This window comes from Parageobacillus sp. NEAU-HV-2 (genome assembly GCF_059115485.1).
In genome coordinates this window covers 381,883-393,654 of sequence record NZ_JBXUJJ010000001.1, presented here as the reverse complement: position 1 = coordinate 393,654, position 11,772 = coordinate 381,883, and the positions used below count along the sequence as shown (strand labels likewise).

The window sequence follows — 11,772 nt, the reverse complement described above, 5'->3', positions numbered from 1 at the left end:
AGTCGATACAACCTATAATCATTATAGCGTTGGAGGCATAAAATCAGAATATTTTTCAACACATTTTACTTCTGCACTGCTTCCCTGTGGCAATAAGAAACAACATAAAAAATAGTTGCAGCGAAACAGCCGCAACTATTCTGTCAATCAATATAAAAAATCAAGGAGACGGCGATCCGCCAAATTGGTATCCACCGGACACGACTCGGCATCACGGCCGTATTGCCAAGCCCAGACGTTCGCGCTGCAATTTGGGGAAGCCGGCTGATAGCGTGGTGCCTTCTGCTCTTTTGTCGTCCCCGGTCTCGGCGCTGCGCTCCAAATAATCGCTTGCACGGCCACTTGATTGTTTCTTTGTACCGCCTCACAATAAGCTGTCGCGAAATCCCCTTTCGTCGGATCGGCATAAAGTCCTGGGCGATAACCTATCGGATACAATGTTTCCACCCAGGCGGCAATCCATGATGCATCAACGGCAAAAAAATCTTCAATGTTTGCAAATAACACCTTATTTTTTGGAATGCCGAGGCGCCGCGCATGGAACATTGCGTTGCGCGCTGCCACTTGTCCGTTTGCATATCCAACCGCTTCACGGAACGCATTATAAATCGGCAGCACTTTGATTCCGTAATTTCGGATGCGTGTTATCTCTTCTTTCGTCAAGCCATCGGAAACGTTCGGGACATCCGATAAATAACGCCCCCAAAATTTAGGGTAGCCAAGTTCGTTTCTGACACATTGAAACAGTTGTTCCGTTACGGCTTGTGCCGAATCTACTCCCCAAATACCTTTGGCCATCAGCTTCCCCCTTTCTGACATTCTTTCTACCATACATATATATGAAACTGACGGCCTGTCTCATACAGCGGTTCCCGTTGATTAATCTCCGATTTGCCCCGTATTTTTCATCACATCGATCGGCTCTTCCATTCGCTGAAACGCCAGTTCTACCGCTTCTTTTGCCGAGCGACAAAAGGCGATTTCCACTGTACGACGTTCGTCTAAATAGCCGCCTTCATAGACAACCTCTTTTATTTTTGCCGCCCATCCCCCAGTCGTTTCAATAATCACCACTGGTTTTTTATTCATATATGCCGCCGATAACTCGCCCAATGTTCCGTTCCCGCCGCGAATCATAATGAGCGCATCGGCGGAATGGACAAGGATCAAACTGCGGAAGTCAAAATAAAGGCCTGTTGTAATGGGAATATCGATATAATCGTTTGCGACATCGACGCGATCGCCCGCTAAAATGCCGACGACAAGCCCCCCTGCTTCTTTCGCTCCTTTCGATGCCGCCTCCATGACACCGCTCCCTCCGCCTGTTAATAAAACCGCTTTGCGCTTGGCGATTTCTGCCCCTACTTCCTCGGCTACATACCGCACTTCAGCAGGAATATCTCCTGACTGCCCAATAACAGCAATCCGTTTCATTGTATCTCTCCCTTTATGTACTTTTTTCCTTTATATCATGTATACGCAACAACGAGGATGGAAGACATATCCATTACCGCTTACCCTTGAATTCGCCGCCTTTAAGAAACTGGAACCAGCCGTTTCGTTTAAACCAGAAAAACATCGAAAGCGCAATGAAGGCCATGACCCCGAGAACAGCAAAATAGCCATATTTCCAATGTAGTTCCGGCATATAATTAAAGTTCATTCCGTATATACCGACAATAAACGTTAACGGCATAAAAATGGTCGTAATGGCGGTGAGTGCCATCATGATGTTGTTCATTCGATTCGAATTTAGCGATAAATAGCTATCGCGAATATCCGACGTAATCTCTCGGTTCGTTTCAATCATTTCCGACAGTTTCAATAAATGATCGTAAATATCATGAAAATACAACTGACGCTCTTTCATCCGCTGCAGGCGGTCGGAGTGAATAATTCGATACAATAAATCGCGCATCGGCACAATCGTTCGGCGCAGCTTCGATAAGTCGCCGCGAATATCAAACACTTTTTCAATAATTTCTTGAATCGTCTCATCATTCGTATTTTCCTCTAATTCATTCAATACATCTTCAATATGGTAAATCAGTGGAAAATAGTCATCGACAAGCTTATCGATAATGCGGTACATCACATGAAAAGGGCCTTGCTGGAAGTCTTCCTCATGTTGAATTCTCGTCCATACTTCGTTTACGGCATGAATCGATTGCTTATGAAACGAAACAATAAAATTTTGCCCGACAAACAAGTCCACTTCTTCTGCTTCAAGAGTGTTTCCTTCAATAGCATGCAACACAATAAACAAATACCGGTCATAAAAATCGAGCTTTGGCCGCTGCACATACTCTAAACAGTCCTCAATCGCCAACGGGTGGAAATGAAAGAAATCGGCAAGCAGCTTTGCCTCGTCTTCTGTTGGTTCTTGGAAATCCACCCAATACCACGAAACATCGGAACTGTTTACAAATGGAAGCGAAACATCATATATAACCTCAAAATCTTTTGTAATGACGCATGTTCGGATCATAAAAACCACCTTATTGTCCATAATTTGCTTCCTTTACTTATGATAACCGAAAAACTGTTATACCCCAACTAAAATAGAGAATATGTATGGTGTAAAGAAAAAAAAATGACAAAAAATATTTATCAAAATTTTCTTTACTTTTTTGTAAAAAATGATGATAATATAAAAAAGGGAACTTATCGGTTCCCAAATAGGGAGGAATCACATATGTATGAAAAACAGTATCCTCACGAAGGCGCCATTTTATTTAACCAACCGGAAGAGAAAAACAGCTATGGTCCGCTTGCCGAGAAAGTGTTAGAGCAAGCAATCTTTCAGTTTCAAAAACGAAAGCTGATGGAAAAAATTGATGAAGCTCTTGTCGCACGCAATAAGGCCCTCTTTTTCGAACTTTCCGCCCAATATAATGAACTTTTAAAAAAATACGGTGCGTAAAAGGAGAGAAACATGATCGAGTGTGAAACGCCAGAGTCTTATCGTCCAATAAGGTGAGTCCCTTTCTCGTTAAAAAGTTCTAATAAGAAACGAAGGGGACTCACTTTTATTTTTCCATTTCTAGCGGTAAACATGATAAAATGAGGACAAACGATCACAAAACGATCACATGGAAGGATGGACAACCAGTGGAACATTTGATTCATTCTCGTGTCAAAAATATTGAAATATCCGGAATCCGCAAATTTTTTAACATGGTGGCAGACCATCCTGATTTAATTTCATTAACGATTGGACAGCCGGATTTTCCGACACCCGAGCACGTCAAAGAAGCAGGGAAAGAAGCGATTACCGCCAATTTTACCACTTACACCCATAATGCCGGCTTTCTCGAACTGCGGCAGGCAGCGTGCCGCTTCGTTAGTGAAAAATACGGATTACAATATGAGCCCGATGAAGTGATCGCCACCGTTGGTGCAAGCCAAGCGCTTGACATTACCTTTCGCACGATTTTGGAAGAGGGAACGGAAGTGATTTTGCCTGGTCCCGTCTATCCAGGGTATGAGCCGCTCATTCAATTATGCGGGGCAAAGCCAGTATATGTCGATACGCGCGCCAATGGATTCCGCTTATCAGCGGAGTTAATCGCTCCTTACTTGAATGAGCGGACACGCTGTATCGTACTCCCATACCCTTCAAACCCGACGGGAGTGACTTTATCGGAACAAGCGCTGCGGGAAATCGCTGAACTAGTAAAGGGGCAGCCAATCTGGATTGTTTCCGATGAAATTTATAGCGAGCTTGTTTATGATGGCAAACACCATTCCATCGCCAAATGGCTACGCGAACAAACGATTGTGATCAATGGGTTGAGCAAATCTCACTCGATGACAGGCTGGCGCATCGGGTTCGTATTCGCTCCCTCCTTTGTGACGAAACATATGATTAAAGTGCACCAATATAGCGTTTCCTGCACCTCTTCAGTGTCGCAAAAGGCGGCGCTGGTCGCTTTAACGGCGGGAAAAAATGACGCGGAGGCGATGCGCAACCAATATAAACAGCGGATGGAATATACGTACGACCGCCTTGTCCGCATGGGGCTTCAAGTGGAAAAGCCTGACGGCGCCTTTTACTTATTTCCATCGATCGCTCCGTTCGGCTTATCCTCTTTTGATTTTGCCCTTGATGTGGTCCATAAAGCCGGCGTCGCACTCGTTCCCGGTAGCGCTTTTTCCAAATATGGCGAAGGACATGTGCGCCTTTCGTACGCGTATTCCTTTGATGTGCTGAAAGAAGCTCTCAACCGTTTAGAGCGATACATAAAGGAAAAACAGTGGGCGCGATAAACAAAAGCGCCCACTGTTTTTTTGTTTGACGAGCTATGGAACAAGAATGAGCTTTCCATGCGTTTTTCGTGACTGAAGCAAGCGATGCACGTTCGCAGCTTGTTCAAGCGGGTAGACGCCGCCAATCGTCAATGTCAGCTTTCCGGTTTGTACATATGTTAATAATTCATGCAAACTTTGCTGATATAACGTTTGCTTTCTCATAATTTGCGGCAAAAAGAAGCCGATGACCGCTAAATTTTTTCCCATCAGCCGCGCCGGGTTCATGCGCGTAAACTGTCCGCTCGCCACGCCGTAGACGACAAGCCGGCCAAACGGGGCCAGACATTCCAGTGTCTGATGAAAAATGTCGCCGCCGGCCATCTCGAGCGCCACATCGACGCCTTTTCCGTCTGTCGCCCTCATCACTTCGTCCTTCCAGCTTTCTTTTGTGTAGTCAACAGCGACATCAGCGCCAAGTTGTCTTGCCAGCTCTCGTTTTTCCTCGGTGCTGGCGGTAGCGATCACTTTGCCAGCGCCAAAAAGTTTTGCAAGCTGAACCGCAAGCGTGCCGACGCCACCTGCCGCCGCATGGATGAGCACCGTTTCCCCCTGTTCTAAGCGTCCCATCGTTTTTAAAATATGGTAAGCACTTAATCCTTGGACGGGAAGGGCGACAGCCTGTTGCACATCCAATCCATCGGGAAGCGGAATGACAGCGCGCTCATCGACGCTGGCATATTCCGCATATCCTCCCGATTCGATTAAAGCAACGACGCGCTGTCCAACACGTACAGTACTTGTTTCTTCGCCGACTTCACAGACAACACCGGCTACCTCCGTTCCCGGCACAAACGGAAGCGGAGTTGGGACAACGTAACGGCCTTCGCGGCGCGCCGTATCGGCGTAGTTTACGCCAATCGCCTCCACTTTGATCAATACGCGCCGTCCTGTTGGCACAGGGCGGTCCACCTCGATCACCTGCAATACTTCCGGACCGCCGTACTCCGTAAATTGCACCATTTTCATCTCTGCTTCTCCTCTCCATTGCTTCTTCTAGTCTTTCTGTGAAAGAAATTAAACTTATATAGCTAGCTGCGTTTTGTTCTGTAAGTCAGCAATGCGGCGGTTGCGTTCCATCGCCTCATGATCGATCAGTTCGTTAAATGGGCAACGCGCCTCTTCATACAGAAAATGACCGCCTCGTTGCATCGTGAATTTCTCCTCCCAATCCTGTTTTTTCAAATACGGGAACAACGGAAAGTGCGCCGTGCTGATTAATATAATCGATATCCCGCTCCAGGCCATGCGCCGTCATCCACTGCCCTACCCGCGAAGAAGCAAGTACCGTTTTCCCCTCGTTTTCCGTCTTGTATTTTTCGTAAAAAAGCCACGCCGCCATGGCGCTATCAGATAAGTCGCGGGCAGAAACACCGTTTTGCAGCAGGCAGGAAATAAAATAGCCCGCTCCATAAAAATCTTCTAGACAAAATCGCCCCGATGAACCGGAGCAAATCGCGACAATCGTTTCTGATACATGCCTTCGGCAAATATGCTCGCTAAGCGCCGGTCCGTTCAGCAGGCTCCCGACGTAAAGATGATTGGCATGCATCGCCTTGCGGATGGCCACCGTGCCATTCGTCGTTGATAAAATAATCGTTTTTCCCGGGCAGAACTTTTGCAAAAAAAGCGGTGTCGTAGGCCGAAAGCCATCAATCGTCCGGCCTTCGTACTCGCCGACAAGCTCATAGCTCCCGTTTGGAAGGAGGCGGGCTTTTTCCCGCGCTTCCTCAGCATTTCGCACCGGAATGACAGAAGCAGCGCCAAACGAAAGTGCTGCGGTAATCGTGGAAGTAGCGAGCAAAATGTCAAACACAACCGCTATTTTCCCATCTGTTAAAGCTGTTTCATCAATATCTTCTTTGCGAAAGACGACATGTACTTTTGCCATGGATTCACCTCAGCGCATTGCTAACTGCCATGCGTGTTGGACGAGTGATTGAACAAACTTCCCAAAATCGCGGAAGCGTTCGTCATTCGTCTGTCCGCGGCGATAGCGATAATAAATTTGCTGGCAAATGACAGCGAGTTTAAAATAAGCAAACGTTAAATAAAAGTGCATATCCGAAATATCCCGTCCACTTTTTTCAGCGTATGCCCGAATAAATTCCTCGCGCGTATAAAAGCCAGGATAAACAGTAACCGGCGTTCTGCCAAATCCGTTTTTCAACAGTGGCGGATCGTCCTTTTCAATCCAGTAGCTCATCGCTACGGCCAGATCAGCAAGCGGATCGCCGACGGTCGACATTTCCCAGTCAAACAAACCGACCATTTGTGTGACATCATCTTCGGCAAACAGTGCGTTGTTTAATTTATAATCATAGTGGATAATCGTCGCTTCGCTGTTTTCCGGAATATGACCCACAAGCCATTTCGTCAGCGCTTCCACTTCTTTAATCTCATCCGTTTTCGCCCGCTCATAGCGTTGAATCCAGCCGTGGACTTGCCGCTCCATAAATCCTTCCGGCTTTACCATCTCGACAAGACGCGTTTTTGTATAATCAAGCTGATGTACTTGTACGAGCGTGTCAACCATCGTTTCCGAGATTTTCCGGCATAATTCTTCTGTCGGGGCGATGTGTGCCGGGAACTCCGTATCTAGCACGATGCCACGGCGCCGCTCCATCACAAAAAATGGACTGCCAATAATCGATTCATCCTCGCAAAATAATAACGGTTTCGGCGCCAGCGGAAAAAGTGGATGAATTTCCGTCAACCATGTGCTTTCCCGCTTCATATCATGCGCTTTCGGCGGAACGGGGCCAAACGGCGGCCGCCGCAAAACGGCTTCCCACTCTCCGCATGACAGCAAATACGTTAAATTGGAACGTCCGGCAGAAAATTGTCTGACTTGCAGCGTTCCTTCCGGGAAATCCGGTAGTGTTTTTCTTAAAAAATCGGTCAGTTTTTCAACGGGCAGTTCTTCTCCTTTACGTACAGGAATGATCGCCGTCATGTCTTTCCTCCTTTCCATGTCTCCTCTTTTTTTACTGACTGGTCAGTATGTTTCGAGTACGCTACTTGGCACACAAACACCAAGCAGCCGCACTCTTCACTTTTTCTCCATTCCTTCCAGTAAAATCACAGCCATATGTTTCGCTACCTCAAAATCGCTCAATTCCCCATCAGGCTGAAACCATTGGTAGCTCCAGTTTACTGCCCCTAAAACGGTCAGCGTTGCAATAGAAGGAGGTAAATCGTCACGTAGTTCACCGTTTCTCATTCCTTCTTCTATTAACGATTGCAGGTTGTAACGAAACAAGTCCCGATTTTCTACAATTTTCTTTAAATGTTCTTCGCTTAAATGCTTCATTTCCCGGAAAAAAATGCGCGCCTGTCTTCCTTGTTTCTCGATGTTATGGATGAGCATGTAGACGATTTCAAGCACTTTTTCTTTAACCGTCTTTGTAGCATCTTCCATAATGTTTTTTTGCTTTTCGAGCAGCCCTTCAATATAACGAAGATGAATATCCATTAATAATTCTTCTTTGCTTTTAAAATAGTAATAAAACGTTCCCTTTGTCACGCCAAGCATATCCACAATATCTTGAATGGAAGTTTCGCTAAACCCTTTTTGTTCAAATAGCTCGATGCTTGCCGCCATAATTTTTTCTTTCACGCTCTTCCACCTTTCCCTCTATCATGTTGGTTATTGCCATTCTATCATAAAACGGTCAAGCCCGTCTGACAACAGGCAATGGGGCTCGACCGTTTGGGAAGAGCGCATTTTTTTCTCATTTCGAACGAAGAGCCTCTTCACGGAGAGCGCGGCGCAAAATCTTGCCGACGTTTGTTTTTGGCAATTCGGAGCGAAACTCGACAATGCGCGGCACTTTGTAGGCGGCTAAATTTTTGCGGCAATGCGCGATAATCTCCTCTTCGCTCGCCTGTTTGCCGTCTTTTAATACGATAATCGCTTTTACTGTTTCACCGCGGTATACATCCGGCACGCCAATCGCTACCGCTTCTTTTACTGCCGGGTGTTCGTAAAGCACTTCTTCGATTTCACGCGGATAAATATTGTAACCGCCGGCAATAATCATATCTTTTTTCCGATCGACGATCGTTACATATCCATCTTCATCTACGGTTGCCAAGTCACCCGTATACAGCCATCCATCCCGCAGTGCCACCGCTGTTTCTTCTGGCATGTTCCAATATCCTTTCATTACTTGCGGGCCGCGAATAATTAACTCTCCTACCTCTCCTGGCTTAAGTTCTTCTGTTCCCGTGGCAACATCAACGATTTTATATTCTGTCATCGGCATGCCAATTCCAACCGTCCCTGGCTTTCTTTCAGCAAACGGCGGATTGCAGTGTGTTACTGGCGATGCCTCCGACAAACCGTATCCCTCTAACACGGTCGCGCCGGTTTTCGCTTCAAATTCCCGCATTAGCTCGAGTGGCATTGGCGCGCTGCCGCTGTTGCACGTTTTAATGCTGTTGATGCCGTATTGCTCTACCCCTGGCGTATTCGTAATTGCAACATACATTGTCGGCACCCCAGGGAACACAGTCGGCTGCTTCTCTTTAATTGTCTCTAACACTTCCTTCAGTTCAAAACGCGGCAATAAAATGTTGTTGGCGCCGACATAAATCGCCATATTCATTCCCGATGTCATCGCAAACACATGGAAAAGCGGAATTACCGTAAAATACCGTTCTTTTCCAAACTCATAGGTACCTTTGAAAAATTCGGCACATTGCATGACGTTCGCTAAAATATTGCGGTGGGTTAACATCGCTCCTTTTGAACGTCCCGTCGTTCCGCCCGTATATTGCAGCACGGCAACATCATGCTCCGGCTCAATCGGAACAGGCTGCACGTTCCCGCTTCCTTGGGCGAGAAACTGTTCAAATGTCACATCGTTCGCATCTAGGGAACTAGAGGATGATGGCTGAAAGCTGACGACAATGGCCCGCTTCACTGGCGTATGATCACGCACCGCCTGCAGCCGTGGGTAAAGGGCATCATAAATCACGATTGTTTCCGCTCCGGAATCCGTCAGCAAGTGGATTAACTCGCGCTCCACAAGCATCGGATTTACTTGCGTCACAATCGCACCGATGCGCAAAATCGCATAGTAAGCGATCACATACTGCGGGCAGTTTGGCAGCATAATGGCAACGCGGTCGCCTTTTTGGACGCCTTGCTGCTGCAGGCTCGAGGCAAACTTCTCCACGGCATGGGCAAGTTCGCCGTACGTAATCACTTTATCATAGAAAGTCAAAGCTGGATTGTCGCGATATTGCTTGGCCCGTTCTTGCAAAATATCACATAATGTGATGTTGGGAATATCGAACTGAAACGATACATGCTCTGGATATAATGTAGCCGCCTTCTTTTCATTCATTCTCCCTTTCCTCCCTTTTTAAGCACCTGAGGCGTGGCTGCCTCCATCGACAACAATTAACGCTCCTGTCACAAAGTCGGAGGCCGGAGACGCTAAAAATAATACCGCACCTTTTAAATCATCTTCTCCACCAAATCGTCCTAATGGCGTATTTTGCAACACTTTCTGCCCGACTTGCTCAAGGACGACTTTGGACATTTTCGTTGGGAAAAAACCCGGCGCGACCGCATTGACATGAATTCCGTATCTTCCCCATTTTACGGCCAAGTCTTTCGTAAACGTAATGACGGCCCCTTTGCTTGTGTTATAACCAATCGTATTTAATATTTCCGGATTCGTTCCGCCAAGTCCTGCGACAGAAGCGATATTGATGATTTTGCCGCTCCGTTGTTTGATCATTACTTTGCCGACCGCTTGACTCATGAGAAACGTTCCGGTCACATTGACGTTGATGACTTTTTGCCACGCCTCAAGCGGCATTTCTTCCACCGGTGCTCCCCATGTCGCGCCGCTGTTATTGACTAAAATGTCAATTTGCCCAAATTCATCCACCGTTGTTTGGACGACGCGCTGTACATCCTCCGGATTTGTGACATCGCATTTTAATGCGAGCGCTTTTACGCCAAGCTGTTCTAACTTTTCTTTCACTTGTTCGCATGCTTCCAGCTTTCGCGAACATACAACGACGTTGGCGCCTGCTTCTGCCAGGCCGGTGGCGATCTGTTCACCAAGCCCGCGTCCCCCTCCGGTAACGATGGCCGTCTTTCCTGGTATTTTAAATAAATCTAGTACATGCATTATGCCTCTCCCCTTTTATTGATATTGTCGTAATTCTAATTTGGCGATTTGCTCCTTATGCACTTCATCCGGCCCGTCCGCAAGCCGCAATGTGCGCGCATTCGCCCATTGCGCGGCAAGCGGGAAATCATTGCTGATTCCAGCGGCGCCAAATGCCTGAATCGCCCGGTCAATCACTTTTAAGGCAACGTTTGGCGCCACCACTTTAATCATGGCAATTTCTTTTCTCGCCTCTTTATTGCCGACCGTATCCATCATGTATGCCGCTTTCAATGTAAGCAGCCGTGCTTGTTCAATTTCGATCCGTGACTGGGCAATCCAATCGCGAATGACTCCTTGTTCTGCAAGCGCTTTCCCAAATGTGACCCGCTTTTGCACGCGCTGGCACATCAGCTCAAGTGCCCGCTCGGCCGCTCCGATCAACCGCATGCAATGATGAATTCTCCCCGGGCCAAGGCGGCCTTGGGCAATGGCAAATCCTTTTCCTTCTCCCCAAATAATGTTTTCTTTCGGGACGCGGACATGGTCATACGTAATTTCCGCATGGCCGTGCGGAGCATGGTCATAGCCAAACACCGGAAGCATCCGCTCAATTTTTACTCCTGGCGTGTCGAGCGGAACAATAATCATCGACTGCTGTTCGTGTTTCGGGGCATCCGGATTCGTTTTCCCCATGACAATCGCAACTTTGCAGCGCGGATCGCCAGCGCCTGACGACCACCATTTCCGTCCAGTAATAACATATTCGTCTCCGTCGCGGACAATGCTTGCAGAAATGTTCGTCGCATCACTGGAGGCAACGTCTGGCTCTGTCATGGAAAAACAGGAACGGATTTCCCCGTTTAATAACGGAATCAGCCATTTTTGCTTCTGCTCTTCTGTGCCGTAACGGACGAGCACTTCCATATTTCCCGTATCAGGAGCGCTGCAATTAAATACTTCCGGCGCAATCAGCGAGCGCCCCATGATCTCGCAAAGCGGCGCATACTCCAAGTTCGTCAGCCCTGCCCCGTATTCGCTGTCCGGCAAAAATAAATTCCAAAGCCCTTCTTTTTTCGCCTTCGCCTTTAATTCCTCCATAATCGGCGGAACAGACCATCTCGACTCTTGCGCATTCAGTTGCTCCTCATACACCTTTTCATTCGGATAAATGTAATCTTCCATGAAAGCGCTTAACTTCTTAATCAGCTCTTTGACTTTCGGTGAATACGAAAAATCCATTGTTTCCCCTCCCTTTTATACTAACCGGTTAGTATGTAACCTTATTTTTACTATACCCTCATTTAAGTAAATATTCAATATTTTTTGATAA

Annotated in this window: 13 protein-coding genes; 2 read left to right on the top strand and 11 right to left on the bottom strand. The window is 47.0% G+C overall.

Annotated features, from left to right (window positions below):
- Positions 1-147: 147 nt before the first annotated feature.
- From AC1WMD_RS02155 to corA, 3 genes are all read right to left on the bottom strand, one after another.
- Positions 148-798, bottom strand: a complete 651-nt coding sequence (locus AC1WMD_RS02155) for a glycoside hydrolase domain-containing protein (RefSeq protein WP_494255873.1) — start codon at positions 796-798, stop codon at positions 148-150.
- An 81-nt stretch (positions 799-879) separates the two neighbouring features.
- Positions 880-1,434: a TIGR00725 family protein gene (locus AC1WMD_RS02150; RefSeq protein WP_043903947.1), complete on the bottom strand. Its 555-nt coding sequence runs from the start codon at positions 1,432-1,434 to the stop codon at positions 880-882.
- A gap of 73 nt (positions 1,435-1,507) precedes the next feature.
- Positions 1,508-2,488, bottom strand: a complete 981-nt coding sequence (corA, locus tag AC1WMD_RS02145) for a magnesium/cobalt transporter CorA (protein ID WP_043903946.1) — start codon at positions 2,486-2,488, stop codon at positions 1,508-1,510.
- Positions 2,489-2,695: 207 nt separating this feature from the next.
- Here corA and AC1WMD_RS02140 point away from each other — a divergent pair, with 207 nt between their 5' ends.
- Together AC1WMD_RS02140 and AC1WMD_RS02135 are read left to right on the top strand one after the other, a co-directional pair.
- Positions 2,696-2,923, top strand: a complete 228-nt coding sequence (locus AC1WMD_RS02140; RefSeq protein ID WP_043903945.1) for an IDEAL domain-containing protein — start codon at positions 2,696-2,698, stop codon at positions 2,921-2,923.
- A gap of 188 nt (positions 2,924-3,111) precedes the next feature.
- Positions 3,112-4,269 carry an aminotransferase A gene (locus AC1WMD_RS02135; protein WP_043903944.1) on the top strand — a complete coding sequence of 386 codons (1,158 nt, stop codon included), beginning with the start codon at positions 3,112-3,114 and terminating at the stop codon, positions 4,267-4,269.
- Between the two features lie 33 nt (positions 4,270-4,302).
- Here the strand turns inward: AC1WMD_RS02135 and AC1WMD_RS02130 are convergent, their stop codons facing one another.
- The 8 genes from AC1WMD_RS02130 to AC1WMD_RS02095 form a co-directional block, all read right to left on the bottom strand.
- The gene (locus AC1WMD_RS02130) at positions 4,303-5,277 is read right to left on the bottom strand and encodes a quinone oxidoreductase family protein (RefSeq protein WP_043903943.1); all 975 of its coding nucleotides are present in this window, start codon (positions 5,275-5,277) and stop codon (positions 4,303-4,305) included.
- Positions 5,278-5,331: 54 nt separating this feature from the next.
- A complete protein-coding gene (locus AC1WMD_RS02125) occupies positions 5,332-5,460 on the bottom strand; it encodes a hypothetical protein (protein WP_260676114.1) in 129 nt (42 codons plus the stop codon).
- On the bottom strand, positions 5,432-6,199 hold the full coding sequence (locus tag AC1WMD_RS02120; RefSeq protein WP_043903942.1) for a 2-phosphosulfolactate phosphatase: 768 nt from the start codon (positions 6,197-6,199) through the stop codon (positions 5,432-5,434). The genes AC1WMD_RS02125 and AC1WMD_RS02120 overlap by 29 nt, the downstream gene beginning before the upstream one ends.
- A 9-nt stretch (positions 6,200-6,208) precedes the next feature.
- The gene (locus AC1WMD_RS02115; RefSeq protein ID WP_043903941.1) at positions 6,209-7,264 is read right to left on the bottom strand and encodes a phosphotransferase family protein; all 1,056 of its coding nucleotides are present in this window, start codon (positions 7,262-7,264) and stop codon (positions 6,209-6,211) included.
- Positions 7,265-7,360: 96 nt separating this feature from the next.
- Positions 7,361-7,927 carry a TetR/AcrR family transcriptional regulator gene (locus AC1WMD_RS02110; protein ID WP_494255872.1) on the bottom strand — a complete coding sequence of 189 codons (567 nt, stop codon included), beginning with the start codon at positions 7,925-7,927 and terminating at the stop codon, positions 7,361-7,363.
- A 115-nt stretch (positions 7,928-8,042) separates the two neighbouring features.
- Positions 8,043-9,662 carry a long-chain-fatty-acid--CoA ligase gene (locus AC1WMD_RS02105; RefSeq protein WP_494255871.1) on the bottom strand — a complete coding sequence of 540 codons (1,620 nt, stop codon included), beginning with the start codon at positions 9,660-9,662 and terminating at the stop codon, positions 8,043-8,045.
- Between the two features lie 18 nt (positions 9,663-9,680).
- Positions 9,681-10,460 (bottom strand): SDR family oxidoreductase, encoded by a 780-nt coding sequence (locus tag AC1WMD_RS02100; RefSeq protein WP_042407346.1) that lies wholly within the window; start codon positions 10,458-10,460, stop codon positions 9,681-9,683.
- Between the two features lie 15 nt (positions 10,461-10,475).
- Positions 10,476-11,681, bottom strand: coding sequence for an acyl-CoA dehydrogenase (locus AC1WMD_RS02095; protein ID WP_043903938.1), 1,206 nt, complete (start codon positions 11,679-11,681; stop codon positions 10,476-10,478).
- Positions 11,682-11,772: the final 91 nt, after the last annotated feature.

Coding starts and splice junctions, on each gene's coding strand:
- AC1WMD_RS02155 (WP_494255873.1), bottom strand. CDS start 798: ATGGCCAAAGGTATTTGGGGAGTAGATTCGGCACAAGCCGTAACGGAA.
- AC1WMD_RS02150 (WP_043903947.1), bottom strand. CDS start 1,434: ATGAAACGGATTGCTGTTATTGGGCAGTCAGGAGATATTCCTGCTGAA.
- corA (WP_043903946.1), bottom strand. CDS start 2,488: ATGATCCGAACATGCGTCATTACAAAAGATTTTGAGGTTATATATGAT.
- AC1WMD_RS02140 (WP_043903945.1), top strand. CDS start 2,696: ATGTATGAAAAACAGTATCCTCACGAAGGCGCCATTTTATTTAACCAA.
- AC1WMD_RS02130 (WP_043903943.1), bottom strand. CDS start 5,277: ATGAAAATGGTGCAATTTACGGAGTACGGCGGTCCGGAAGTATTGCAG.
- AC1WMD_RS02125 (WP_260676114.1), bottom strand. CDS start 5,460: ATGCAACGAGGCGGTCATTTTCTGTATGAAGAGGCGCGTTGCCCATTT.
- AC1WMD_RS02120 (WP_043903942.1), bottom strand. CDS start 6,199: ATGGCAAAAGTACATGTCGTCTTTCGCAAAGAAGATATTGATGAAACA.
- AC1WMD_RS02115 (WP_043903941.1), bottom strand. CDS start 7,264: ATGACGGCGATCATTCCTGTACGTAAAGGAGAAGAACTGCCCGTTGAA.
- AC1WMD_RS02105 (WP_494255871.1), bottom strand. CDS start 9,662: ATGAATGAAAAGAAGGCGGCTACATTATATCCAGAGCATGTATCGTTT.
- AC1WMD_RS02100 (WP_042407346.1), bottom strand. CDS start 10,460: ATGCATGTACTAGATTTATTTAAAATACCAGGAAAGACGGCCATCGTT.
- AC1WMD_RS02095 (WP_043903938.1), bottom strand. CDS start 11,681: ATGGATTTTTCGTATTCACCGAAAGTCAAAGAGCTGATTAAGAAGTTA.